Origin of the sequence: Flavobacterium cutihirudinis, assembly GCF_003385895.1 — a bacterium.
In the GTDB taxonomy this organism is placed as follows: domain Bacteria; phylum Bacteroidota; class Bacteroidia; order Flavobacteriales; family Flavobacteriaceae; genus Flavobacterium; species Flavobacterium cutihirudinis.
Genome location: NZ_QRDQ01000010.1, coordinates 175430 through 201462 on the forward strand (window position 1 = coordinate 175430; position 26033 = coordinate 201462).

Consider the following 26033-nt stretch of genomic DNA (forward strand, 5'->3'; position numbering starts at 1 on the left):
AATGATAGTTTTAGGAGATAAAGAATACTACAAAGGTATTGGCCAAATTAAGTTTGAAGGAAAAGAATCTGATAATCCGTTGGCATTTAAATATTATAATCCAGACCAAATCGTAGCTGGAAAAACAATGCGTGAGCACTTTAAATTTGCCATCGCTTACTGGCATACTTTCTGTGGACAAGGTAGCGATCCATTCGGACCAGGAACACAGCAATTTGCTTGGGATCAGTCTTCAGATCCGTATCAGGCTGCAAAAGATAAAGCAGATGCAGCTTTTGAATTTATCAGCAAAATGGGATTCGATTATTTCTGTTTCCACGATTACGATTTGATTGCTGAAGGTGCAACTTTCGCAGAATCAGAAAAACGTTTGGCATTCATTACAGAATACTTAAAACAGAAAAAAGCAGAATCTGGAATTAAATTACTTTGGGGAACTTCAAACTGTTTCTCAAACCCAAGATTCATGAACGGAGCAGCGACAAATCCAGATTTTAATGTAGTAGCAAGAGCCGGTGGACAAGTAAAATTAGCTTTGGATGCAACAATCGCTTTAGGTGGAGAAAACTACGTATTCTGGGGTGGTAGAGAAGGTTATATGTCTTTACTAAACACAGATATGGGAAGAGAATTAGACCACATGGCACAATTCTTAGCAATGTCTAGAGACTATGCAAGAGCACAAGGTTTTAAAGGAACTTTCTTCATCGAGCCAAAACCAATGGAACCATCAAAACACCAATACGATTTTGACTCGGCTACAGCAATTGGATTCTTAAAAAATTATGGTTTAGACAAAGATTTCAAAATTAATATCGAGGTAAACCACGCTACTTTAGCACAACACACTTTCCAACATGAATTGGAAGTTGCTGCAAAAGCTGGAATGTTAGGAAGTATCGATGCTAACCGTGGTGATTACCAAAACGGATGGGATACAGACCAATTTCCAAATAATATCCAAGAAACTACTGAAGCAATGTTGGTTTTCTTAAAAGCTGGCGGATTGCAAGGTGGTGGAGTTAACTTTGATGCAAAAATTAGAAGAAACTCTACAGATTTAGAAGATGTTTTCTTGGCACACATTGGTGGAGCTGATACTTTTGCAAGAGCTTTATTGACTGCAGATAAAATCATTACATCTTCTCCTTACGAAAAATTAAGAACAGAAAGATACAGTTCATTCGATTCTGGAAAAGGAAAAGAGTTTGCTGAAGGAAAATTAAATCTTAAAGATCTTTATACGATCGCTCACGAAAATGGAGAATTAAATCTTCAAAGCGGTAAACAAGAATTGTTTGAAAATATCATCAACCAATATATTTAATTGGTTATAAATATTAAAATTAAAAAATCAGGTTGGAGTAATTCAGCCTGATTTTTTTTGCTTTAAAATGATTTTTTAGTTTTTTTATGCTTTGTGTGCAATTTTTCCAACACATAGTCCCGATGCATCGGGATTGGATATTTATAAAAGGCGTTTCACTAATTTAAATGCACATAGTTTATCTATGTGTTGAAACTTGTTTCTTTTAAATTCTTTTTTCCACACAAAAAAATTATGTTTCTACGTGTTAGATTTTTTCAACGCGTGTTTTTACCTTTCGGGAAGTGTTTTATTTTTTGTAAATTTCATTTTTGTCATTTTAGACATTTTCAAATTATAACTTTATAAAAATCAATAAAATGATAAAGTGCATTATTTTCGATTGTGATGGTGTTTTGGTTGATACCGAAAAAATAGGAAACGAAATTCTGCTTTCGATGGCAGCCGAACACGGTTTCGAAATGAAAATTGAAGACGCTTATCGTAATTTTAATGGACGCAATTTAAAAGAATGTTTTCGTCATATAGAAGAAGCTATTGCTAAAAAACTCCCTGAATCTTTTGAAAATGAATACCGAGAAAAAAGTTTTAATGCTTTTAAAACTCAGGTTCAGCCAATGGAAGGCGTAATTGATTTTATTGATAATTTGGAAATTCCGTATTGTGTGGCATCCAGCGGTCCTGTGGATAAAATAAGGCTGAATCTGGAAACAGCCGGTTTATTGGATAAATTTGAAAATAAGATCTTTAGTTCCTACCAAATTAAAAGTTGGAAACCTGATCCCGGAATTTTTTTGCATGCCGCCAAGGAAATGGGTTTTAGCGTACAAGATTGCATCGTAGTTGAAGACAGTAAAGCCGGAGTAATTGCCGGAAAATCGGGTGGATTTACGGTTTATGGTCTAGCCAATGAAAATAACAAAACAGATTTGCTTGAAGAAGGCGCCATAGTTTTTGAAAATTTTGAGCAGCTCCGTCAGCTTACGTGTTTATGATTTTTTCTATATGAAAGAAAAGAGATTAATTTCTTTATGAATTAAAAGAGTTGAAAAATTTTCTTTTTCCGAACAACAAAAACAAAACGCTTTTTACTTTTTCTTCAAGCGAAGAACGTAAAAGAGAAAAGGCTTTTGTAATTTGAGCTTCAACAGTTTTGATGGAAACATCCAAATGTTCCGCAATTTCAATATTGGTTAAACCTTCTTTTTTGCTAAGTATAAAAACCTCTTTGCATTTAGGAGGCAAGTTCTGGATTTCTTTATTAACAGCATTTATAACCCTTTGAAAAGATTCAGGATCTTCTTCCTGAATAATGCCATTCAACGCCTCATAATACGATTTTTCTAAAGAAAACAAGGATTGATTTTTTCGATATAAATCGATAAATTCATTGTAAACCAACTTATAAAGAAAACTTTTTATAGCGTGATCCGATTTTAATCGCGTGCGCTGTTCCCAAACTTTGATGAAGACGTTTTGAACGATATCTTCAGCACTGTAAATGTTCTTAACCAAACTGTTGGCATATACGCAAAGTCTATGATGATAAGTATCTATCAAATAGGTATAAGCGCTTTCATCACCGTTTCGCAGCGATTCAATTAAGGTATCATTATTACTGTAAACATCAGTTTTCATAAAAACAAATATATAAATTTCTAAATTTTATGGTTTAAAAGCGGGTCGTTTTTCTTAAAAAAGTGCTTTTTTCTTGTTTTCTATTTGAAATTTAGTACAAATAAATTGGGTAGAAAGCTGCAAATATAAAATAAATACTTGATAAATTCCATCAAATTAGTATAGTTTTATTGAAAGAAAAGACTTGTAAAAAAGATAAAAATCATCAAAATGAAAAAAACTTTATCAAATTGTTAGGGTTTTGTTTTTTAGCTTCGTAATAATATTAAAAAAGAGTAAAATGACAATCAAAAAGTCAGAACGTTTAATCGTCAAATTTATAACCAATCAGGCCAGTCAGGAAGAAATTGAATTGCTGACCGAATGGTTGAAGGAAGAAGAGAATCAAAAAGTGTTTAAGGATTTTATAAAAACCAATTACGCAATAGATTCTGCCCTGAATACTTTTGATTCTACTGAAGTAAGAAAACAACTTTCAGAACGAATTCAAAAGGAAAATAATGTGTTTTATAAAAGAAGATTTTCTTCTTATTATAAATATGCCGCAATATTGGTTGTTGCTATTGGCGCTATGTATTTTTACAAAACTTGGAATTCAAATCAAGCGGCGTCCAACGTTATTGTGCCAAGAGTAGATGAAATTGTTTTAGATCTTGGAAATGGTGGTACAGAAATAATCGATCCTACTGACGCAAAGAATGTAACCGATAAAGACGGAAACATCATTGGAAAACAGGAAAAAAACAGATTGGTTTACAACAAAACACTTGCCAATGGAAAATTGGTTTACAATACATTAAAAATTCCATACGGAAGAAAATTTGAAGTGCAATTGTCAGATGGTACTATTGTTCACCTGAACGCAGGAACGTCGTTGCGCTATCCGGTTCAGTTTGTGAAAAACCAAAATAGACAGGTTTTTTTAACCGGAGAAGCTTTTTTTGAGGTGAGTAAAGATAAAAAACATCCGTTTACAGTAAATACACAGGAAGTTAATGTTGAAGTTTTAGGAACTAAGTTTAACGTAGATACGTATACAGATAATATAAGCAGTGATATTGTTTTGGTTGAAGGTAAAGTTTCGCTTTATAAAGAGAAAAAAACAAATCAGAATCAGGTTTTCCTGACTCCGGGGTTAAAAGGTTCGACACTGAAAGGACAGAACACGATAACAACAGAACAGGTAAATACAGATTATTATACGGCTTGGGTAACAGGAAGTCTAGTGTTTAAAAATGCTTCTTTTGATAATATCATTAAAAAACTGGAACGTCAGTACAATGTGACATTCATCAACAAAAACAAAACATTAGGAAAAGAGATTTTTAATGCCCGTTTTGATAATGAACCTATTGAAGTAGTACTGAAATATTTCAGCGACAGCTACGCAATTGATTATCAGATTGACAAAGATAGAATTACGATAAAGTAAATTAACAATTTATAATTCACAATTAAAAAAGCGCCTATGTAAAAAACTCAAAAATGAAAGGATCGCTATTTATATAAAAAAACCGGAAAATGCGCCAACATTTCCCGGTAGAGTAAATGCGATCAGTTAATTAACCAACCAACATTAAAAAACATTTTAAAAGTATGAAAAAACTCTTGAACAGAATCAGGTTTGATAAGCCTTTTTTGAAATTTGATTTGAAAATGAAACTGACCACATTATTTTTACTTACTGCCTTAACTATAATGCACGGCGGAACGTCGTATTCTCAAAAATCTAAAATTTCTTTTAATGTCACTAATATGACTGTTGCAAAAGTTATTGAAAGATTAGAATACACTACAGATTATCGTTTTGTCTACAATGTACGATCTGTTGATCTTTCCAGAACGATTGATGTGAATGCAAATGATGCTTCTATCGATGTTATCTTAAATAAAATTTTCAGCAACTCGAGTACAGATTTTAAGGTATCAGGAAAACATATTATCCTGACACCAAGAAAAGAAGCACCGGAAACTCCGGTTGTAACTAAAAAAGTAGAACAGGATTTTATCGTAAAAGGTAGAGTAACCGATGAAAAAGGTATGCCTTTAGTAGGCGCAGCTGTAGCCGATAATGGATCTGGAAGAGGTGTAAATACCGACTTTAATGGTGAATATCAAATCATTGCAGTGAACAGCCAGACTACTTTAGCTTTTTCTTATTTAGGATATATAAGACAAGAGATTAAAGTGGAAGGGAAAAGTGTAATCAATGTTGTCTTGAAGGAAGATACACTAGAATTGGGCGAGATTGTTTTAACGACAGGTTACCAGAATATTTCGGCTGATAAAGCAACGGGATCTTTTTCAAACTTAAAAGCAAAAGATTTCCAAGAGCAACGATTAAGCAGTTTGGATAAGATATTAGAAGGAAGAATTGTAGGTTATCAAGACGGAAAAATTCGTGGAACGACTTCTATGAATGGTTTAACGACTCCACTTTATGTTATCGACGGTTTCCCAATTGAAAACACAAAATTCAATCAGTATTTTGGTTTAGAAGAAAATCTTCCAAACTTAAACTTAGAAGATATTGAGACTATTACGGTTCTTAAAGACGCAGCAGCATCGTCTATTTATGGTGCGCGTGCAGCAAACGGAGTAGTTGTAATTACAACTAAAAAAGCGAAGTCAGGACAAACTAATATTTCATTTTCGAGCAATTTAACAGTTACTCCATATAGAAATTATACTGGAAATCTAACAGATGCAGGTGATATTATTGATTTAGAAAGAGGATGGGCAAATGCAAATCCTAATTTAAAGGATGCTGGTGCAAGTGCTTATGCACAATCATTACTAGACAATGCAGCATTTAAAAGTCAGGGTATGCAGACTATTTTAAATGGTTATGCCGGAAATACTTCCATGGCAGAAATGAATAGCCGTCTTGATAGACTTGGGTCGCAAGGATACAGATATTATAATGATGTAGCAAAATATGCGAAACGTGATCAATATTTTATTCAGCACAACGTAAGTTTAGGAAAAGCAACAGAATCAAATACTTTCAACGCCTCGCTGACTTACAAAGGAAATAAGTTTGAAGATAAATATTCAGATAATCAATCTCTTGGATTGAATTTGAAGAATTCAACAGATATTACAAGCTGGTTGTCTTTAGATTTGGGAACTTATGTGAATTACGGAAAAAGTAATACACAAACTTACAATGCAGTGACTCAGCAAGACTTTAAGTATCAAATGTATAATCAGTTGATTAATGACGATGGTACTAATTTCACTTCTACTGCTGCATCTCGATACGACAATTTTACGCTTCAGTCCATGAAAGATTATGGTCTTTACAGCATGGATATAACACCAATGGATGAGTTTGGAAGAAATGTTGTTGAAACAAAAAGCATCCTGAACAGAACTTTTGCAAAATTTAATGTAAAATTCAGTAAGGCGCTAACTTATAATGCAATGTTCCAGTATGAATATACTGCAGATCGTAGTAGTTTATTAAGCGATAAAGAATCATATTATGTTCGTAGTTTAGTAAACGGTATGGTAACTATTTCTCCTGAAAATACTGCGGTTTATAATTTGCCTTACGGAGATGTTTTAAAAGAGACCAATCAATTTACTAATGCTTACAATTTCCGTCAGCAGTTAAATTTTGATGAGACTTTTAACAATGTACATGATGTAACGGCAATTGCTGGTATGGAAATTCGTCATTCGAAAGTAGAATACGGCGATAACACTCGTTACGGTTGGGATGATCAAACTTTATCATATACGCCAGTAAATCAGGCTGATTTGCTAAAAGTTTACGGATCTATTTTTGGAGGTTCTATGAATCTAAATAATTTCTCTGCAAATCGTGAATTGGTGAACCGTTATGTTTCTTTTTATGCAACTGGTGGTTATACTTATGATAAAAGATATTCATTAACTGGAAGTTTACGTTGGGATCGCTCTAATCTTTGGGGTACAGACAATAAATACCAGAATAAACCAACTTGGTCTACAGGAGCAGCTTGGAATATTGATAAAGAATCATTTTTTAGTGCAGACTGGGTTAATTCACTTAAAATTCGTGCGTCATATGGTATTGGAGGAAATGTTGCCAAAGATTCTGCACCTTATTTAACAGCGAGTTATTATGCCAATCCAAATGTTGGTGGAAATCAGGGATATGTTAATTCAAGACCAAATCCGGAATTATCGTGGGAAAAAACAACGACAACTAATATAGGTTTGGATTTTTCATTCTTTAACAACAGATTAGGCGGAACTTTTGATGTTTACAATAAAAAAGGTCAAGATTTATTAGCAAACAGTAACGGAATTCCAACAGAAGGCTGGGGTTATTCTACTTACAGACTGAATAATGGAGAAATGACCAATAAAGGTTTTGAAGCAAGTTTAAACGGAACAATCGTAAAAACGCCTTCATTTTCTTGGAATGCAGCAGTTTTATATGCTTATAACCAAAATAAAGTCGAATATGTAAATGTTGAAGCTCCGGTATATTTTCTACAGTTAGATTATCCAGATGCTTATCCTAGAGTGGGTAACAATTACAATACTATATATGGTTACAAATGGGCAGGTTTAAGTGATAAAGGTTTACCACAGGTTTATAATGCAGCGGGTGAAAAAGTTATCTACAATCCGGCTGACTTAGATGCAATTAATGATTATGGTTCGACTGTACCAACACATAGCGGCTCATTTCATACATCGGTAAACTATAAAAATTTCTCACTTTCGGCACTTTTCATTTATGAGTTAGGACATAAAATCAGAAATACATTTTTACCAATGTTACAGAATAATTATTCGCCAGCAGTAGGTAGTTATGTAACTGATATCACTACTGTAAATAAAGATATTGTAAACCGTTGGCAAAAACCGGGTGATGAAGCATTTACAAATATTCCTCGCGCTGTATACGAATACGAAGCCGATTATACTTCAGATTCTTATGATATTTACCGTTACGCAGATATCAATATTCTTGATGCCTCAAACATTAGATTAAGCAATGTTTCGTTTGCTTATCAAATGCCAAAAGAAGTTGTAAAAAGAGTGAAATTGCAAGATGTTCGCTTTAATCTGAATGCTGAAAATGTTTTTACTGTAGCCAAAAGCAGAGATGCTAAATATCTTTTAAATGGCTTTCAATCTCCAAGTTTAGTTTTTGGTGTAAACATTAATTTCTAATTTAAAAAGACATCAATATGAAAAATATATATATAAAGACACTGTGCGTATTAACATTAGGATTGACTTTTGCATCGTGCAACGATTACTTGGATGATGCGCCAAAAGGATCTAAAATTCCAACAACATTGGCAGACTATGAAGCTTTTATTCGTGATGAATATACTAACCAAAGTGTAGATATTGCACAAGCTTCAACGTTGATTAACGATAAGTTTATCGATATTGCTACTCTGGCAGCTCAGCGTTTAACAAAAGCCAATTATATGTGGGATGAAACTGCTGATCGTATCCAATTAAATCAGGCAGATGAACGTACTTATTATGGACAATATGCAGGTATTTCAACCTTTAATTTGATTATTGCAAATGCTTTGACAACGACAGAAGCTACCGAAGAACAAAAAAGAGTGATTTGGGCAGAAGCAAAAATTTTGCGTGCCATGTCGTATTATAATTTGGCTAATTTTTATGCAGATACGTACGTAGCATCTACAGCTTCAACAAAATTATCAGTGCCTTTGATTACAAGTGCAGATATTAATGCACCAAGCAAACAGGTAACGATTCAGGAAATGTATGATTTTATTTTGACTGATGTAAAAGACGCTTTGCCTTATTTACCAAAAGTTTCTCAAACGCCGTTACATCCTAATTTAGGCGCTGGTTATGCTTTTTATTCTCGCGTTTATTTGCAAATGAATAATTATACAGAAGCGTTGAAGTATGCTGATTTGGCTTTAGCCGAAAACAATAAACTATACGATTGGGTTGCATATTACAATAACAACAAAGCTGTCATCGACATTCCTAATTCTTATACAAATACGCCATCTCCAATGGGATATGATTATGTTGAGAATTACACATTCCGTCATGGTGAAAGAACTTATTTATCTACAGAATATAGTATTCCGGTAGAGCGCGCGCAACGTTTTGAAACGGGTGATGTTCGTTTTAAATCACGTTGGAAAATCAGAACAGTTGGAGCAGAAACGTATTACAGAAGAACATTGTCAGGAATGTTTAATTATGGAGGAATCACAACAGTTGAAGTGTATTTGATTAAAGCAGAATGTCTTGCCAGAGCTGGTCAAATAAGCGAAGCATTAGATTTATTGAATGCAGTGCGTAAAACACGTATTCTTCCGGCTTCATATCAGGATATTGCGACTGCAGATAAAACAACTGCTCTGAATGCTATTTTTAAAACGAAATACAATGAGCTTATCTTGACGCTAATTCCGTTTACAGATGCACGTCGTTTAAATGCTGAAGGTGTTTATAAATTCAGTTTATCTAAAACGGCTGATGGAACAAACTACAATTTATCATCAGAATCTCATTTATGGACAATGACATTCCCTCAGGGAGCGACAAAAAATCCAGGAAACGGAACGATAACGCAAAACGTAGCAAAATAATAACCTAAAAAACTTCCTGATTAGGAATCTCCGAAAGGGAAGTTTAATCTAAAAACATCAATTAAAAAATGAACACAATTAAATATAAAATTTTAGGATTGTGCACTTGTTTGTTTCTGGTTTCTACCAACATTCAGGCACAAAAGAAAAAAACAGCAGTTGCTCCGGCTTCCTATACAATTGAAGGAAATATAACTGGTTTGGCTGATGCTACAACGGTTCAATTGGTTCCGGGCGCTACACATTCTTCTGAATTACCGGTTGCGGAAACAACCCTAAAAGACGGAAAATTTACTTTCACAGGAAAATTAAAAGAACCTCGTTTTTTCTATGTAATGTTTGGAAAAAGCAAAGGAAATATTCCAGTAATGGTTGAAAATACTAAAATAAAAATTACAGCATCTGGAAGTGTTTCTAAAGAAGAAGGAGAATGGATTTCTTTTAAGGATATAGTGGTTTCAGGTTCTAAATCGCATGATTATTACAAAAAAGAAACTGCTTTTAGAGATGAACTTGATAAAGATTATGAGGCATATCATACAAAAGATTCAGATGAGTTAAGCAAATTAATTGGTGCTGCAAATCGTGATAAAAACACAAAAGTGTCAGATTCACTTCAAAAGCTTGCAGTTTGGAAAAAATTTGAAGCTGATGAAAAAGCATTTTTTACGAAAGTAGAAAAATCATCAAAAGATCTGATTGCAAAGCATAAAGCAACTTGGTGGGGACCATTTTTTATGATGATTTCATACAGCTATTTTACTCCAGAACAAAAGCCAATTTATGAGCAATTCTCTGAAACTGCGAAGAAAAGTTACTACGGACAAGTTGTAGATAAAGACTTAAACCCGAAATCATTAATAGGGACAAGTGTAGCTAATTTTGGTTTGAAAGATAAAAACGGAAAAGCCTATAATGTAAAAGACATCGTAGCAGGTAAAAAATATATTTTGGTTGATTTTTGGGCTTCTTGGTGCGGTCCATGCCGAAAAGAAATTCCAAACCTAAAAACGGCTTACGCAGAATATGGAGCTAAAGGATTCGAAATCTTAAGCATTTCAATTGATAAAGATGAGAAAGCATGGCAAAAAGCATTAGCGCAAGAAAACATGCAATGGCACAATCTTTTGGATGATGATAAAGTGAGCAAATCGTTTAATGTAAAAACAATTCCGGCAACTTATTTAGTGGATAGTAAAGGTGTAATTATCGGCGACAATTTAAGAGGTGCGGAATTGGAAGCTAAACTTAAAGAACTTTTGAAATCATAGATTTTAGTCTCAGTTTTCAGTCTCAGTTTTCAGTCTCAGTTTTCAGTCTCAGTCTCAGTCTCAGTCTCAGTCTCAGTTTGCATAGTTACTGTAGTTAGAAGCTGAAAACTGCGACTGCGACTGAAAGCTACAAAAGACTGAAAACTAAAAAAAAACCATCGTAATTAAATAATAAAAAAAATATCACATGAAAAGTACCATTTTAAAATCAGGTTTGCTTGCCTTAGCGCTTGCGGCCACAGTTACTTCTTGCTCAAAGAAAGAAGGATATACAATCAACGGAAATATTGCCGGATTAGACAAAGGAACCGTTTATCTGGAATATGCAGATGAAAAAGGAGATAAAAAAATCATTGATTCTGCTGAAGTAAAAGATGGTGTTTTTACTTTCAACGGTAAAGTTGCAGAGCCTTTATTTCATACGATTAAAATTAAAGGACAAGAATACGGAGCGTATTTTCTTTTAGATAATGAAGAAATCAAATTAGATGCTAAAAAAGATTCTGTTTTTAATGGAAAAATTACAGGAGCAACTCAAAATGCTTTTTACAAATCGTATTATGAAAATGAGTTCAAGAAAATACAAGGTGTTGCAGGTCCGGTTTATAAATTATCTGATTCTTTAACGAAAGGTGGAAAAGTAGAATTAACTGCTGATCAAAAAGCAATGATGGATAAAAAATGGAAAGATCTTGGCGCATTTGCGGATGATTTGACAGATAAATTTATCAGAAAAAACAAAGACAATTTAGGTGGTGCATTGGTTATCGAAGACCGAATTGTTTCGTACGGAACTCCTGAAAAAGTAAAAGAATATTACGCAATATTATCTCCGGAAATCCAAAAAACATTCTACGGAAAAAGATTAAAAGCTACAATCGATCTTAATGATAAAACAGCAATTGGAGCGCCTGCGTTGGAGTTTTCTCAAACGGATGTAAATGGAAAAACAGTAAAATTATCAGATTACAAAGGAAAATATGTTTTGGTTGACTTCTGGGCAAGTTGGTGCGGACCTTGTCGTAAAGAAAACCCAAATGTTGTTGTGGCTTACAAAACATATCATGATAAAGGATTTGAGGTTTTGGGCGTTTCTTTAGATGACAAGAAAAATCTTTGGGAAAAAGCAATCGAAAAAGATGGCTTAACATGGACTCACGTTTCAGACTTAAAAGGATGGAAAAATGAAGCTGCCGTTTTATACGGAGTAAAAATGGTTCCAACAAACTACTTAATTGGACCTGATGGAAAGATTGTTGCTAAAAACTTAAGAGAAGCAGAATTACAATCTAAACTGAAAGAAATCTTCAGCAAATCATAAATCAGTATTTAGTCTCAGTTTTCAGTCTCACTGAAAACTGAAAACTGAGACTGAAAACTAACAAAAAATCACACACAAATGAAAAAATACATCTTTCTGGGCTATTGCTCACTAGCTTTCTGCACCCTAATTTCAGCGCAGAATAATTCGGTTAACTTTAAGAAAATAAAAGAGTTAGGTGGAATTGAAGAATATTTATACCAGCCAAACGGAATGAATATTTTGCTTTTGCAGGACAATGCTTCACCGGTTGCAACCGTGCAAATTGTATATCGCGTAGGTTCTAAACATGAAGTTTTAGGAAATACTGGATCAACGCACTTATTAGAACATTTAATGTTTAAAGGAACGCCAAGTTTCAATAAGAAAAACGGAAATACGATTACAGATGTTTTGCAGAATACGGGTGCACAATTGAATGCGACAACCTGGTACGATCGTACCAATTATTTTGAAACGCTTCCTAGCGACAAAATCGAATTGGCGATTCAAATCGAAGCCGACAGAATGCGTAATTCTTTATTATTAAAAGAAGATAAAGAGGCGGAGATGACTGTTGTACGTAATGAATTTGAGCGCGGCGAAAATGATCCAAACAGTTTATTGGATAAAGAAATCTGGGCAGCGGCTTATATTGCGCATCCTTATCATCATTCAACAATTGGCTGGAAATCGGATATTGAGAAAGCGCCAATTGAAGTTTTGCGTAATTTTTACAATACCTATTATTGGCCGGATAACGCGACTTTGACCATTATTGGTGATTTCAGAAAAGAGAACGTTTTTGGATTAATCGAAAAGTATTTCGGGAAAATTACAAAAGCGCCAAACGTAATGCCACAACCTTATACAGAAGAGCCAGAACAATATGGTGCTCGCAAAATTGTAGTAAGAAAGCCAGGAGAATTGGGCGTTATTAATAAGGCATATAAAATTCCGGGTGCCTTGCACGAAGATCTTCCGGCATTGAACATTTTGGGTGAAATTATCGGAGCGGGTCCATCTGCGATTTTGAACAAAACATTTGTTGACAGCCGTATGGGAATTTACGCTTATGCAAGTGCAACAAACTTTAAAGAAGTTGGTCTTTTCACAATTGGAGTTGGTTTTCCAATGACATCAAAACACGAAGATATTGATGCAAAAATTAGTGAAGTGGTTGCTAAAATTCAAAAAGAAGGTGTAACGCAGGACGAAGTAAATCGTGTTGTAGCAAAAGTTAGCGCTCAGACTATTTTGGCTCGCGACGGATCTGGTGTTATTGCATCTGAATTGAATGAAGCTATTGCATCTGGAGACTGGACGGATTTTGTTACCGGTATTGACCGATTGAAGAAAGTAACGCCAGCCGATGTTTTAAGAGTTGCACAAAAATATTTGATTGAAGACCAAAGTACAACAGGATATTTTATTCCGAAGCAATCGGGTTCTCAGGAGCAAGATACAGCTCAGGCTAATCATTTTATTCCAGAAAATGGACCGTTTTATTACAGACATCCTGAAGATGAACATGGACATGATAAATCTTCTTCAGAAATTTCATTTTCAGAATTGAAAAATGCTTCAGAAGTTTCTTTGGAAGAAAATGCAATAGAAAAATCAGGTTCTGCTTATAAAAGAGAAAAAATCGCTGGAATTGATGTGGTTTCTGTAAAAACTTCTGCTAAAGATTTTGTGACCGTTGCCGCAAGTATTTCTTTAGGAAACTACGCAAGCGAAAGTAAAAACACTATGATTCCGGCATTAACAGCATCTATGTTATCAAAAGGAACGACGTTAAATGATAAGTTTAAGTTTTCTGAAAAGCTTCAGAAATTAGGAGTAAATCTTAGCGTAAATGCATCTCCTTTCAAAGTAAATATCGGATTTAAATGTCTGAAAAAAGATTTGGATCAGGTGGTGACTTTATTGGCTGAAGAACTTAGAAATCCTTTGTTTGATGCAAAAGAATTTGAAAATTTAAAACAACAGTTTATTGGAAACACACAGCAAAATTTGAACGATCCGGGCGAAAGAGGCGATATTGCTTTAGCGCAGGCGATTTATCCAAAAACAAATCCAAATTATAGTTTAAGTGTTGAGGCTGACATTCAAAATATTAAAAATGCAACGCTTGATGAAGTGAAGGCATTTCATAAAAAATATTTCGGTCCGGCATCTATGCGATTGGTAATTGTTGGAGATACTGATGGTGCAAACTTAGGAACTTCATTAAAGAAATCATTCAAAAATTGGAATGGCGGTGTTGTCGAAAATCTAAAATTTGATGAAGCTGCAAAAGTAGCTGCAAAAACAGAAGTTGTGACCATTGCTGAAAAACCAAGTGCAGAATTATATGTAGGGCAATATACAGGTCTAAAAAGAACCGATGCCGATTACATTCCGTTTTATATTGGTAATTATACTTTAGGTGCTGGTTTTGCTGGACGTTTGATGCAAACGGTTCGTGACGAAGATGGTTTGACGTATAATATTTCTTCGGGCTTAGGCGGAAATATTCAAACTGGTGGTTATTGGTTTGTAAATGCTTCTTTTAACCCGGAATTGTTTCAAAAAGGTCTTGATGCGACAATGGTTCAGGTTGATAAATGGGTAAAAAATGGAATCACTGCTACCGAATTAGAAAACAAGAAAACCAACTTGATTGGAAGTTTTAAAGTAGGAATGTCAACGACAAACGGAATGGCAAGAACTATTTTAGGCTTTATAGAAAGAGGTTTAGAGCCAAATTATATCGAACAATATCCAAACGATATTCAGAAAGCAACGTTGCAACAAGTAAACGATGCAATCAAGAAATACATTCAATTGGATAAAATGATCATCATCAAAGCAGGTTCTCTGGATAAAAACGGAAATCCTTTGAAGTAGTTTTCAGTCGCAGTTTACAGTCACAGTCACAGTCTCAGTTTACAGTCACAGTCACAGTTTACAATTTCGTTGCAACCTGAATACTGCGACCGACAACTGCGACTGAACACTGCGACTAAAAAAACACTAACAATAATCGTCTTTCATCATTTTTATTTTAGAATTGAATTAGTTAATTATTTCTTTGAAAGGCTATAAAGAGCTGTTTGCCGACAGCTCTTTTTTATAAAATATCAAATCAAAAAAATGAAAAATACTGTCATAATATTCCTTTTAATGCTTTCCGGAAGCATATTTGGACAAATGTATAATCCGGTAAAATGGACTACTTCTGTAGAGAAAATTTCAGATAAAGAATATGTTTTAAAAGCGCAGGCTGTGATTCAGTCTGGCTGGCACTTGTACGGACAATATATAGAAGAAGGCGGCCCGTCGAGAACAGCTTTTACCTTTAAAAATGCAAAGAAAAACTTCGAATTAATCGGAAAAACAACCGAAGAAAAAGGGAATGAAGTTGTGGATAAAATCTTCGATATGAAGATTAAATATTTTGAAGATAAAGCACTTTTTACACAAAAAATAAAATTCACTTCTGATGTTATTTCGAACATCGACGGTGAAGTAGAATTTATGGTTTGTGACGACAGTAATTGTTTGCCGCCATCTTCTGAAGAATTGACTTTTAAGATACCGAATGCTCCTAAATTGGCTTCCGCCGAAGAAACAGTCGCCGTTAAAGATTCTGCAATTTCAGAAGAAAATGTAGTTGTAAAACAAGAACAAACAGCGTCAAATGCAACAGTCGCTTCTCCAAAGAAAAATGAATCAAGAGGATTGTTGAGCATATTTATCATTGCTTTTTTATCAGGTTTTGCGGCTTTATTGACTCCTTGCGTTTTTCCTATGATTCCAATGACGGTAAGTTATTTTACCAAACAAAGTAAAACCAAAGCAGCGGGAATTAGAAACGCAATGATTTACGGTTTCTCAATTGTGATTATTTATGTTTTATTGGGCTCCATTGTAACGGCAGTTTTTGGTGCCGATTCTTTGAATGCGCTTTCTACAAATGTTTGGTTCAACCTGATATTCTTTGTTTTATTAGTGGTTTTTGCTTGTTCCTTTTTGGGAGCTTTCGAAATTATGTTACCAAATGCGCTGGCGAATAAAGTAGATTCACAAGCCGATAGAGGCGGATTAATCGGGATTTTCTTCATGGCTTTGGCTTTGGCAATTGTTTCCTTTTCTTGTACAGGACCAATTGTAGGAACTTTATTGGTTGAAGCGGCATCAAAAGGAGGAATTGCACCAATCGTAGGAATGCTGGGCTTCTCGACAGCTATTGCGCTTCCGTTTTCATTATTTGCCGCTTTTCCGGGTTGGTTGAATGCTTTACCAAAATCGGGTGGATGGCTGAATACGGTAAAAGTGGTTTTAGGCTTTTTGGAATTGGCTTTAGCCTTCAAATTTTTATCTAATGCCGATTTAGTTTTACAATTGCATTGGTTGGAAAGAGAAGTTTTCCTTGCGATCTGGATTGCAGTTTTCGGAGCTTTGGCGTTTTATTTATTTGGGAAAATTACCTTGCCGCATGATTCTCCATTAAATCATATTTCGGTTGGAAGATTGAGTTTTGGACTTTTGGTTTTAACTTTTACAATTTATTTAATTCCCGGGCTTTGGGGCGCGCCTTTGAAATTAATCAGCGGATTTCCTCCTCCAATGCAATACAGCGAATCACCAAACGGACTTGGAGTTTCGAGCAATGCTGAAGCAAAAATTACAGGCTCACTCCCTGAAGGTGCAGAACACGGACCTCAAAATATCATCACTTTTCATGATTATACTAAAGGAATGGAATATGCAAAGAAAGTAGGAAAACCAGTTTTATTGGATTTTACCGGATACGCCTGTGTAAACTGCAGAAAAATGGAAGAACTGGTTTGGTCTGATTCGAAAGTTTTGGGGGTTTTGAACAATGATGTTGTTTTGATTTCATTGTATGTGGATGATAAAAAAGAGTTGCCTGAAAACGAACAATACGTTTCTGAAACAACCGGAAAAAAAATCAAAACAATTGGGAACAAATGGAGCGATTTACAGATTAAAACATACAAAGCAAACGCACAGCCTTTTTATGTAATTGTAGATCACAACAGCACAAATTTAGCTGAGCCTTCTGCATACAATCCGGATATTCAAGAATATTACAATTGGCTGCAAAGCGGAATTCAAAAATTCAAAAAATAAACAAGCTTTTAAATGATAAAAGAAATGGATGCTATTTTGAAAACAGATTCTGGTAAACTGGAACAGCATTTTTCTGAATTCAGAGAAAACACAATTGGTGTTAATCATAGTTTTGAATCAATTTACGGAACTCAAAATTTACTATACGCTGACTGGATTGCAAGCGGAAGATTGTATTTTCCTATTGAGGATATCATGCTTCGTAAAATCGGGCCAATGATTGCCAATACACATTCTTTTTCCAGTCAAACCGGAAAAGCATCGACATACGCGTATCAACATGCAAGGCAATTAATAAAAGAGCATGTAAATGCATCAGATTCGGATTGTCTTGTAGCAACAGGAACCGGAATGACAGCGGCTTTAAACAAACTTCAACGCATTATGGGTTTGCGTTCGGTAGATAATATTCTCAATGTAAAATTGCATTATGATGACGAACGTCCGGTTGTTTTTATTACGCATATGGAGCATCATTCCAATCAGGTTCCGTGGTACGAAACAATTGCTGATGTGGTGGTTTTGCCTTGCGGAGAAAACAATTTGGTTGACCCGAAAATACTTTCGGAAGAACTTAAGAAATATGCCAACAGAAGATTAAAAATAGGCTCATTTACAGCTTGTTCAAACGTAACGGGAATTATCACGCCTTATCATGAAATGGCCAAAATCATGCATCAGCACGGCGGTTACTGTTTTGTTGATTTTGCGGCTTCGGCACCTTATGTCAAAATCGATATGCATCCTGAAAATCCTGAAGAACAATTGGACGCGATTTTCTTTTCTCCGCATAAATTTCTTGGAGGCCCTGGGACTTGCGGTATTTTGGTTTTTAATGAAAAATTGTATCAGTCCAGTTTTCCGGATAATCCCGGTGGAGGAAATGTAAAATGTACGAATCCTTGGGGAAAATACCATTACAGCGACGCGATTGAGGTAATGGAAGACGGAGGAACACCAGGATTTCTTCAAGTTATACGAACTGCTTTATGTCTGGAACTGAAAGATAAAATGGGAGTTGAAAACATAAAAAAGAGAGAAAAAGAACTCTTGGCGCTTTGTTTTTCGGAATTTCAAAAAATTGAAGGTTTGACGATTTTAGGAGATTTGGAATCAGAAAGAATTGGCTGTGTTTCATTCACCATAGAAAACATTCATTACAATTTGATTGTAAGATTATTGAATGACCGTTTCGGAATTCAGGTTCGTGGCGGCTGGTCGTGTGCCAGTACGTATGCTCATTTTCTGCTGAATATTGATGAAGAAAAATCAACCGCAATAGCAAACGGAATCCTTCAGCAAAATTTAACTGAAAAGCCTGGTTGGGTCAGACTTTCCATTCATCCAACAATGACAAATGAGGAACTTTTATTGGTTTGCAATAGCATTAAATTAATTGTTTCAAATATTGAGGAGTGGCAGAAATTGTATCAATATAACGCCGTTACTAATGAATTTGATAATCTTATTATAAAAGAAACCATTCAAGAAGATGTTCAAAGTTGGTTTAGTTTATAAAAAAGCGAAAAATGACCTGAATTGAATTTGTTCAAATCAGGTCTTTTCATTAAAAAATGCGGTTATGATTATCATTCGATAACAATAAGCTAAAGAAAACTACTTTTTTAATTGATAACATTGCTGCTTCAAATTAGACGTTAGTCGAATTGTTGTTTTGCTTTAAAAACAAATGATTTGTAAAACGGTCAAATGCTATTTAGCATAATTTACTTCGTCTAATTTTGCCTGAAACAACGATTTTATATCAGTTTTGAATACCAAAACCATAAAAGAAGCGTTATTTTCTAAGGTAGTATAAAAAACAACCCATTTTTAGCAAAGGCGGCATGTATAAGCCAAACATGAAAATCGAACAGCCAGTAGCCATAACAGCCGATATTGCTAAAATGGGTTATCTATATAGAAGTCTGCTTTTCGAAGCAGACTTTTTTTTTTGTAATGATTTTAAAGAATTGGATTAAAGAAACTTTGTTCGTACAAATCCCAGACACTTCCGCTGCTTACGGCTTCTTTCATTTGCGCCATGATGATATTGTCGCCATCGCATCTTAAATTAATCATTCCGTATTTTACTCTCGTACTTCCTTCCGCTGTCGATCTTGCCAGTTCTGTTGAAAAAACTAAAGGCCTTTCTGATTTTGTATATTTTCCGGCGCAGCCAATGGCATCTGCACGCGGGTGAGAATACGTTTCGTTATCTCCCGAAGAAATTACAGTCGCATACGGATTTACTTTGTTCATGAAAGCTGTGGTAAACTCTGAAGCGCCATGATGACACGATTTGGCAACATCGACTTCAAAAGGATTGTTGGTATTGTAATGCTCCAACAAATGTTCTTCTGCAGGAATATTCAAATCGCCTCCAAATAAAAAAGAACGGTTTCCATAAGAAATTTTCAATACAATACTATGTCCGTTGATGGTATGCGCTTCATCATCAAAATATTTATAAGCCGGTTTATTATTTATCTGAGACGTTACAGGACCTAAAACATCAATTTTAAAGTCTTTTCCGTTTATGGTTTTTGAATTTATTGTACTTGTATGATCAAGACGTTTAAAGTTTTCGAGACGTCCCTGACTGGTTGCGGTGTTGACTGCATTTAGAAATTTTTCCTGTAAATCGAGCATGCCGCCTTTTGCTTGTAAAGCATTGAATTCGGCTAAAGTATTAAAGGAGGTTTCAAGATAATATTCCGAGTTAATTTTTGTCTTTTTGCCCAGTTCTGTATTGTATTCTGTTTTCGGAAAATTGACTTTTTCATTATTGAATTTGGCAATTCCATTATGAAAAATGGTTCCAATAGTATAATGGTCATCGTTTATAATATCAATTAAACCCTGATAATGGTCTTTATCAAAATGGCTGATAAAAATGTAATCCAAATGTACTTTTTGATTTTTATCGAAATAGTATTTGTATTGCCATTTGCTTAAATAACGACTTAAATTGTCATTTGGGCCTCCATCAATAATTATTTTTAGGCCGTTTTCATCATTTCCTGCTTCAATCAAAGCACCATCGCCTTGACCAACATCCACATAAAAGCATTTTAGCGAAGGCGAAAGACCAATATTTGATTTGTCGATCCAGCTTTCTTTTCCAAAAGCGAAAATTTTTTGCCAGTTATTGATTACTTCTGGCAGAATTTTGACAAAAGAGCCCATCAGAAGTGTATTATTTTTCCCTTTTGGTTTTCCATTTGTTCCGATAGCTTTATAGACATCAGCGTAAAGGCTAGTAACTACTTGATATGTTTCGGCCATAATTGCAGTGATTTACGTTAATAAAATCATTTTTTTTGGAGCGGAAAAAGAAAATATTCCAAGTTCATTTTTAAGGCAAACAAATGAAATTTAAATATGAAACCTCAATTTTGAGTGTTTTTTTGGTTTCAAATTGTAATTTGAAACCAAATAGTCCTACAAATTTATCTATAATAATTTGCATTTTGAATAATTTTGATGCAAAGAAGAATTTCTTCTATTCGTTTATAAGCGAAATAGTTAGATGAAAAAATGCGGTATTTACTGCAAAAGAACATTTATCGTAATAAATGGGGTTGAAATTCTTTTTTACTCGTCCAAACTTTTAAAAAAATTAAACCAATTAAAAAAACCAGAATTATGAAAAAGTATCATTTAGTAGTTGCCGTTTTTTTCTTCACACTGACGATGTCAGCACAAAGTGCTCAGTCATTTTTGCTTAATGTGTATGGAGGTTACACTTTTGCAGACAAAGTAGATTTCGATTCTTCATATGCACGTGTAGAAGATGGTTTTGAATGGGGTGCAGGTTTGGAATATTTTATAATGGATAACGCTTCCATAGAATTAAAATACAACAGACTGGATACACATATGCCTTTATATACAAAAGTTCCAGTAGGTGGCACTGGAGGTATTCCTTCTTATCCTGCGGGTGCTCAGCTTAATGCTGGAAATGATAAAGGCGCTATGAATTACATATTAGCAGATTACACCTATTATTTTGGATCAAGTTCTCAAAAAGCACTTCCATTCTTGGGAGCTGGTGCAGGGGTTGCGATTCTTGAATCACCACAGAGCGGTAACGGAACTTACTTTGCATGGGAAATCAAAGCGGGTGTGAAAGTAAAAACCAATTCACCATTATCTATTAATCTTCAAGCGTATTTACAATCAATGTCAGCTGCTGTTGGATATGATTACTATTGGGATTACTATTGGGGACCAATTGCTGTAACTGATTATGCATCAACATTCCAGTTTGGACTTGGCGCTGTTTTAAGCTACGACTTTAGTAAATAGTTTTAGAGATATCCCCAACAAAAAATTGTAATATGAAAAAAATAATTTTATTGTTTATTCTACTGCTTTCATTGCCTTCATTGGCGCAATCAAGCCTTAAAGATGAAGTAGCCATTATTCAGTCGATTTACGGAAAATCAAAAACCGATTTGGTTAAACAATACATGAATTTGAATGAGGCGCAGACTGCTGCATTTCAGAAAATTTATGATGAATATGAAGTGAGTCGAAAAGAAATTGGACAAAGAAAAGTTCAGCTTTTAAATGATTACGCAGAGAATTATGCAACACTTGATGATGCCAAAGCAGCAGAACTTACTGAAGCTAATTTGAAAACCAATGCTGATGCTGAAAAGCTATTGTCTAAAACATACAGCAAAGTAAAAAAAGCAATAGGCGGACGAAATGCAGCAAAATTTGTGCAATTGGAGCAATATCTTCAGGTTGCAATTCGAAGCGGCATTCAGGACTCAATTCCGTTTATTGACGAAATTGATAAGTCAAAGCTTAGTAAATAAAGAAAAATAAATAATGACAAGATGATGTATTTTCTTTTTGTCAGGAATAATTTTCCAAAACTGATTTAATAGTCAGTTTTGGAATTTATTATTTTAAACATAGTTATTTTATAAAACTCCAATGCGATGATATAAGATTTGAATACGAATCTGTAGGTACTTTTGATTGGATTACGTATTCAAATATCAAAGTTAGAAACGATGATAACCTTAGTAAATAACAATTCAAAATAAATAATATCATGATACATCAAATTGATACAACAGATAATATAGTAGCCTTTAGAGCATTGGCCGAAGTAACAAAAGAAGACTTTCTAACGGTAGTGACACCTGCGGTTGAGCACTTGGTAAAACAAACGCATGAAATCAATTTTTTATTGGTTTTGGACACCGATATCGAAAATTTTACCGCCGGCGCCTGGCTCGAAGATGCATTACTTGGATTAAAACATCTTGGAAAATGGAACAGAGCAGCAATCATTACAGATTCAGAAGATATTATTTCTTTTACAAATGGCTTTAGCTTTATAGTTCCGGGAGAGTTTAAAGGCTTTAAAAAAGAATCATTTAATAAAGCTTTAAATTGGGTAGAAGGAAATATAAATCTGGCTTAAATTTTAGGTTTATAATTTCAATTCAGGCAAAATAAAATACAGCTCAAAAATAGCCACGAATTCACGAATTCTTTTTCTCTAAAACAGATTAGTTCATGAGTCCGTGGTTTTTTTATGGCTTGTATTTAAATTTTGTTCTCTCTTTCTTCTTTCTTCTTTCTTTTTTCTTTTTTCTTTTTTCATTTTTCATCTTTCAATATTCTAAAAAAAACTAAAGCCACAAATTCACGAATAATAATCTGCTTTGTGCAGAGGAAATTCGGGAATTTGTGGCTTTTTAAATTTTACTATTTAAGCAGAAATGCGAAATGATTTTTAGTGGTTGTATTCGATGCCACTACTGTCATTACTTTCTTTTTTTGCTTTATACGATTTTGCTATTTGTTTGTAACATGCTGTAGTCAATAATGGAACTGCAAGACTCCCAACAATTGCAGCACTTGTGGTGTGACCGGTTTTCTTTAAAACTGCACCCGCAAGTAATGAGCCCAATCCGGCGCATACTAAGTGTTTTACAGAAATATTAGATAAAGTATTAGTTTCCGGTTTAATGCCATGTAAAAGAGGGTCTATGAATTTCAAATCTTCCATAATTATAAAAATTTTAATTAAACGTATTTGTATTTAGGACAGCTTCTCGCTATCGGTTTGATTTTCTATTTTTTCTATTTCTACTTTTTCTTTTTTTATGGCCTGACGAAGCAGTGCAAAAAGGCTCATGTAAACATTTGCGATAAATACCAGCGAAAATCCCGCCAAAAAATAGCCTCTCCAATCATTTAACAAAAGTTTATAATCGGTGACCAGTAAAGCGGCAATTGTGACATAATGACTAAAACAGTATTCACATGTAAAAAGATAAAAAGCTTTTCGTGACCAAATATGTCTGTCATTTTGTGAATGTTTTACACACCATTCGCGTGGCTCTTTAAAGATTTCTTCATGCGTTACGGTCCAGCTTATGCAGGCTATTGGTATTGCCAGTAATAGTAGCCAAATAATCTGAGTTCCTATTTCCATAATAAAGTTAGAAATAATTTTTTATTCTCTTGGATGATTTTCAGGATAATGTTCAGCGTCAAAATCGCTCAATTCTTCATCATTATCAAGATCTCCATCTTTTTCCAGGTCGTTTTCATAATCCAAATCGTCGGGATTGTTATTTGTATTAAGATCGTCTTTATAACCATCATTGGTAATACCGGTATCTTCATTTACAATTCTTTCTCTATCTGGAATATTTTCTGCTCTTAAAAACTCATTTTTAGTGCTATCAAGAGATGGATGTTCGTCATCTTCAATAAATTCTTCCTGAAATTGATATTGATCATCATCAGGAGCGTAATTTGGGTTGGTAGCAGCAGGAGTTTGTTGGTCTATAAAATCAGGGTCGTGAATACCATAATCTTTGTCGTGTCTATTTTCCATGGCTATTATATTTTAAAAAATTAATTACTATTTGCTTTTTGCTTTAAGCTTGTTTTACAAAGCTACATTCAAACCTCTTTTTTTATCTTATAGAAATGCCATTGAGAGTTCTATAATTAACAGTAAATCAGAATGTAATATTTGTTTTGAATTGTATAAAAACGAAAGACAGAGTTGCATGTAATTTTGAGTAATTATCATAAAAAGAGAGATTATGGCATCAGATAAAGTTACAGCCTGCTGTCAGGCTTTAATCGAAAAAAACTTAACAGTGACATTTGTAGAGAGCGCATCCGCAGGAAAAATGTGTTATGAGTTTTCTACTGTTCTAAATTCGGGATGGGTTTTAATAGGAGGAATGGTTTGCTATCATGTCTCGATGAAAGAAGATTTATTGCAAATTCCGTGGGGAACTATAGAAAAATACAGTGCAGAATCTGCGCCAGTAACGGAACTTATGGCGCAAAATTTCCATCGCTATATGCAATCTGATATTTGCGTGGCTTTAACAGGACTTACGACGCCGGGCGGAAGTGAAAGTTCTTCAAAACCTGTGGGAACTATTTTTGTACATATTGTTTTTCCTGAGAAGAAGCAAGTCGCAAAACGTTATGAATTTAATGGCAATGCAGAAAGTATCGTCGATCAGGCCATTGATGCGGTGGCAGCTTTAATTTTGAAAGAGATTTAACGACGAACAAAGTCATTTTTCCTTTTCATAATAAAGTAGAAAATAGACCATAATTAAATTCAGAAAAAGCGATATACTATTGGTGATAATAATCGGAAAATCCTTTTTCAACACTCCATAGACAATCCACACAAAAATTCCGAAAGTGAGAATGCTAAATGTTCGAAGCGAAATTTCTCTTACTTTTTTAGTTTTCCAAACTTTAAGAATCTGAGGAATTACGGAAATTGTAACACAAGTTCCAGCCAATAACCCTATAATTTCTGTAAAATCCATGTTACTTTTTTAATTTTATTATCCTCCAACAAGTTCACCACCGTTAATATGAATAAACTGTCCTGTAATATAGCTACTGTCTTCGCAAGCTAGAAAAACATACGCAGGAGCAACTTCAGATGGTTGTCCGGCTCTTCCTATAGGATTGTCTTTTCCAAAATCTTTCAGTTTATCAAAACTCGCTACAATCAAAGGCGTCCAGATTGGACCTGGGGCGACACCGTTTACTCGTATTTTTCTTTTAGCCAGCATAGTCGAAAGCGATCGGGTAAAGCTTACTATTGCGCCTTTAGTACTAGAATAATCAACCAGATGTTCGCTGCCGCGGTAAGCAGTTACAGAACTAGTGTTTATAATACTGTCACCTTCTTTTAGATACGGAAGCGCTGCTTTGGTTACATAAAAAAAAGGATAGATATTGGTTTCGAATGTTTTATGAAGTTGTGCTGAAGTTATTTTTTCCAGTTCATTTTGCGGAAATTGTATGGCTGCATTATTCACCAGCACATTTATAGTTCTAAAAAGTGAAATACATTCCTTAACGGCTTTTTTGCAGAATTTTTCATCAGTTAAATCACCGCTAATAATGAGACATTGTTGTCCTTCTTTTTCAATTAGTTCTTTTGTTTTAAGCGCATCTTTATTTTCTTTAAGATAGACAATGGCAATATTAGCGCCTTCGCGTGCAAAATGTACGGCAGCACTTCGGCCAATACCACTGTCTCCGCCTGTTATAAAAGCTGTTTTTCCTAAAAGTTTTCCGCTGCCTGTATAGTTTTCTCTAATGATTTCCGGTTCCGGATTCATCTTATACTCATTACCCGGAAGTTCTTGTTTTTGCTCTGGAAATGTGATTACTTTTTTCATAATAATGCTATTTAAAGATTCTAAGTTCAGCAATATTAGAATTACATA

At 34.4% G+C, this 26033-nt stretch carries 21 protein-coding genes; 14 read left to right on the top strand and 7 right to left on the bottom strand.

Going from position 1 to position 26033, the window contains the following annotated elements:
* The first annotated feature begins 1 nt into the window (after position 1).
* Together xylA and BD847_RS15450 are read left to right on the top strand one after the other, a co-directional pair.
* Positions 2–1327: a xylose isomerase gene (xylA, locus tag BD847_RS15445; protein WP_115889161.1), complete on the top strand. Its 1326-nt coding sequence runs from the start codon at positions 2–4 to the stop codon at positions 1325–1327.
* A 359-nt stretch (positions 1328–1686) separates the two neighbouring features.
* A complete protein-coding gene (locus BD847_RS15450) occupies positions 1687–2322 on the top strand; it encodes an HAD family hydrolase (RefSeq protein ID WP_115889162.1) in 636 nt (211 codons plus the stop codon).
* 34 nt (positions 2323–2356) lie between these two features.
* Here BD847_RS15450 and BD847_RS15455 read toward each other — a convergent pair whose 3' ends face one another.
* Positions 2357–2965, bottom strand: a complete 609-nt coding sequence (locus BD847_RS15455; protein ID WP_115889163.1) for an RNA polymerase sigma factor — start codon at positions 2963–2965, stop codon at positions 2357–2359.
* A 280-nt stretch (positions 2966–3245) separates the two neighbouring features.
* On the opposite strand from BD847_RS15455, the gene BD847_RS15460 reads away from it, so the two are divergent.
* The 8 genes from BD847_RS15460 to BD847_RS15495 all read left to right on the top strand — a co-directional run bounded on the left by BD847_RS15460 (position 3246) and on the right by BD847_RS15495 (position 18795).
* Positions 3246–4397, top strand: coding sequence for a FecR family protein (locus BD847_RS15460; protein ID WP_115889164.1), 1152 nt, complete (start codon positions 3246–3248; stop codon positions 4395–4397).
* Between the two features lie 164 nt (positions 4398–4561).
* Complete coding sequence (locus tag BD847_RS15465; protein WP_115889165.1) at positions 4562–8140, top strand: SusC/RagA family TonB-linked outer membrane protein; 3579 nt, start codon at positions 4562–4564, stop codon at positions 8138–8140.
* Positions 8141–8157: 17 nt separating this feature from the next.
* Complete coding sequence (locus BD847_RS15470) at positions 8158–9564, top strand: RagB/SusD family nutrient uptake outer membrane protein (RefSeq protein ID WP_115889166.1); 1407 nt, start codon at positions 8158–8160, stop codon at positions 9562–9564.
* Positions 9565–9632: 68 nt separating this feature from the next.
* The gene (locus BD847_RS15475) at positions 9633–10835 is read left to right on the top strand and encodes a TlpA disulfide reductase family protein (protein ID WP_115889167.1); all 1203 of its coding nucleotides are present in this window, start codon (positions 9633–9635) and stop codon (positions 10833–10835) included.
* Between the two features lie 187 nt (positions 10836–11022).
* Positions 11023–12156 carry a TlpA disulfide reductase family protein gene (locus BD847_RS15480; protein ID WP_115889168.1) on the top strand — a complete coding sequence of 378 codons (1134 nt, stop codon included), beginning with the start codon at positions 11023–11025 and terminating at the stop codon, positions 12154–12156.
* A gap of 78 nt (positions 12157–12234) precedes the next feature.
* Positions 12235–15027: a M16 family metallopeptidase gene (locus BD847_RS15485; RefSeq protein WP_115889169.1), complete on the top strand. Its 2793-nt coding sequence runs from the start codon at positions 12235–12237 to the stop codon at positions 15025–15027.
* Between the two features lie 246 nt (positions 15028–15273).
* Entirely contained in the window at positions 15274–17277 is a 2004-nt protein-coding gene (locus BD847_RS15490; RefSeq protein WP_115889170.1) for a protein-disulfide reductase DsbD family protein, read from the top strand.
* 12 nt (positions 17278–17289) lie between these two features.
* Positions 17290–18795 (top strand): aminotransferase class V-fold PLP-dependent enzyme, encoded by a 1506-nt coding sequence (locus tag BD847_RS15495; RefSeq protein WP_115889171.1) that lies wholly within the window; start codon positions 17290–17292, stop codon positions 18793–18795.
* Positions 18796–19242: 447 nt separating this feature from the next.
* Here the strand turns inward: BD847_RS15495 and BD847_RS15500 are convergent, their stop codons facing one another.
* Positions 19243–20565 carry a hypothetical protein gene (locus tag BD847_RS15500; protein WP_115889172.1) on the bottom strand — a complete coding sequence of 441 codons (1323 nt, stop codon included), beginning with the start codon at positions 20563–20565 and terminating at the stop codon, positions 19243–19245.
* A 360-nt stretch (positions 20566–20925) separates the two neighbouring features.
* Between BD847_RS15500 and BD847_RS15505 the strand changes: the two genes are divergently transcribed.
* The 3 genes from BD847_RS15505 to BD847_RS15515 all read left to right on the top strand — a co-directional run bounded on the left by BD847_RS15505 (position 20926) and on the right by BD847_RS15515 (position 22723).
* Positions 20926–21588 (top strand): outer membrane beta-barrel protein, encoded by a 663-nt coding sequence (locus BD847_RS15505; RefSeq protein ID WP_115889173.1) that lies wholly within the window; start codon positions 20926–20928, stop codon positions 21586–21588.
* Between the two features lie 32 nt (positions 21589–21620).
* Complete coding sequence (locus BD847_RS15510) at positions 21621–22106, top strand: hypothetical protein (protein WP_115889174.1); 486 nt, start codon at positions 21621–21623, stop codon at positions 22104–22106.
* A 242-nt stretch (positions 22107–22348) separates the two neighbouring features.
* Positions 22349–22723: a SpoIIAA family protein gene (locus BD847_RS15515; protein WP_115889175.1), complete on the top strand. Its 375-nt coding sequence runs from the start codon at positions 22349–22351 to the stop codon at positions 22721–22723.
* A 315-nt stretch (positions 22724–23038) separates the two neighbouring features.
* Here the strand turns inward: BD847_RS15515 and BD847_RS15520 are convergent, their stop codons facing one another.
* Genes BD847_RS15520 through BD847_RS15530 form a run of 3 tightly spaced genes read right to left on the bottom strand, consistent with a single transcriptional unit; the run spans position 23039 to position 24151 of the window.
* Positions 23039–23314 (bottom strand): PrgI family protein, encoded by a 276-nt coding sequence (locus tag BD847_RS15520; protein WP_115889176.1) that lies wholly within the window; start codon positions 23312–23314, stop codon positions 23039–23041.
* A 33-nt stretch (positions 23315–23347) separates the two neighbouring features.
* A complete protein-coding gene (locus BD847_RS15525; protein WP_115889177.1) occupies positions 23348–23743 on the bottom strand; it encodes a hypothetical protein in 396 nt (131 codons plus the stop codon).
* Positions 23744–23764: 21 nt separating this feature from the next.
* A complete protein-coding gene (locus BD847_RS15530) occupies positions 23765–24151 on the bottom strand; it encodes a hypothetical protein (RefSeq protein WP_115889178.1) in 387 nt (128 codons plus the stop codon).
* A gap of 214 nt (positions 24152–24365) precedes the next feature.
* Between BD847_RS15530 and BD847_RS15535 the strand changes: the two genes are divergently transcribed.
* Complete coding sequence (locus BD847_RS15535) at positions 24366–24842, top strand: CinA family protein (RefSeq protein ID WP_115889179.1); 477 nt, start codon at positions 24366–24368, stop codon at positions 24840–24842.
* 12 nt (positions 24843–24854) lie between these two features.
* On the opposite strand, the gene BD847_RS15540 is transcribed toward BD847_RS15535, so the two are convergent.
* A complete protein-coding gene (locus BD847_RS15540; RefSeq protein WP_115889180.1) occupies positions 24855–25118 on the bottom strand; it encodes a SemiSWEET family sugar transporter in 264 nt (87 codons plus the stop codon).
* A gap of 18 nt (positions 25119–25136) precedes the next feature.
* Positions 25137–25985, bottom strand: a complete 849-nt coding sequence (locus tag BD847_RS15545) for an SDR family oxidoreductase (RefSeq protein WP_115889181.1) — start codon at positions 25983–25985, stop codon at positions 25137–25139.
* Positions 25986–26033: the final 48 nt, after the last annotated feature.

Excerpts from the sequence above, each read along its gene's own strand:
- BD847_RS15530 (WP_115889178.1), bottom strand. The coding sequence starts at position 24,151 with ATGGAAAATAGACACGACAAAGATTATGGTATTCACGACCCTGATTTT.
- BD847_RS15480 (WP_115889168.1), top strand. The coding sequence starts at position 11,023 with ATGAAAAGTACCATTTTAAAATCAGGTTTGCTTGCCTTAGCGCTTGCG.
- BD847_RS15505 (WP_115889173.1), top strand. The coding sequence starts at position 20,926 with ATGAAAAAGTATCATTTAGTAGTTGCCGTTTTTTTCTTCACACTGACG.
- BD847_RS15470 (WP_115889166.1), top strand. The coding sequence starts at position 8,158 with ATGAAAAATATATATATAAAGACACTGTGCGTATTAACATTAGGATTG.
- xylA (WP_115889161.1), top strand. The coding sequence starts at position 2 with ATGATAGTTTTAGGAGATAAAGAATACTACAAAGGTATTGGCCAAATT.
- BD847_RS15465 (WP_115889165.1), top strand. The coding sequence starts at position 4,562 with ATGAAAAAACTCTTGAACAGAATCAGGTTTGATAAGCCTTTTTTGAAA.
- BD847_RS15490 (WP_115889170.1), top strand. The coding sequence starts at position 15,274 with ATGAAAAATACTGTCATAATATTCCTTTTAATGCTTTCCGGAAGCATA.
- BD847_RS15485 (WP_115889169.1), top strand. The coding sequence starts at position 12,235 with ATGAAAAAATACATCTTTCTGGGCTATTGCTCACTAGCTTTCTGCACC.
- BD847_RS15525 (WP_115889177.1), bottom strand. The coding sequence starts at position 23,743 with ATGGAAATAGGAACTCAGATTATTTGGCTACTATTACTGGCAATACCA.
- BD847_RS15455 (WP_115889163.1), bottom strand. The coding sequence starts at position 2,965 with ATGAAAACTGATGTTTACAGTAATAATGATACCTTAATTGAATCGCTG.
- BD847_RS15450 (WP_115889162.1), top strand. The coding sequence starts at position 1,687 with ATGATAAAGTGCATTATTTTCGATTGTGATGGTGTTTTGGTTGATACC.
- BD847_RS15475 (WP_115889167.1), top strand. The coding sequence starts at position 9,633 with ATGAACACAATTAAATATAAAATTTTAGGATTGTGCACTTGTTTGTTT.
- BD847_RS15520 (WP_115889176.1), bottom strand. The coding sequence starts at position 23,314 with ATGGAAGATTTGAAATTCATAGACCCTCTTTTACATGGCATTAAACCG.
- BD847_RS15500 (WP_115889172.1), bottom strand. The coding sequence starts at position 20,565 with ATGGCCGAAACATATCAAGTAGTTACTAGCCTTTACGCTGATGTCTAT.
- BD847_RS15545 (WP_115889181.1), bottom strand. The coding sequence starts at position 25,985 with ATGAAAAAAGTAATCACATTTCCAGAGCAAAAACAAGAACTTCCGGGT.
- BD847_RS15515 (WP_115889175.1), top strand. The coding sequence starts at position 22,349 with ATGATACATCAAATTGATACAACAGATAATATAGTAGCCTTTAGAGCA.
- BD847_RS15540 (WP_115889180.1), bottom strand. The coding sequence starts at position 25,118 with ATGGATTTTACAGAAATTATAGGGTTATTGGCTGGAACTTGTGTTACA.
- BD847_RS15510 (WP_115889174.1), top strand. The coding sequence starts at position 21,621 with ATGAAAAAAATAATTTTATTGTTTATTCTACTGCTTTCATTGCCTTCA.
- BD847_RS15535 (WP_115889179.1), top strand. The coding sequence starts at position 24,366 with ATGGCATCAGATAAAGTTACAGCCTGCTGTCAGGCTTTAATCGAAAAA.
- BD847_RS15460 (WP_115889164.1), top strand. The coding sequence starts at position 3,246 with ATGACAATCAAAAAGTCAGAACGTTTAATCGTCAAATTTATAACCAAT.
- BD847_RS15495 (WP_115889171.1), top strand. The coding sequence starts at position 17,290 with ATGATAAAAGAAATGGATGCTATTTTGAAAACAGATTCTGGTAAACTG.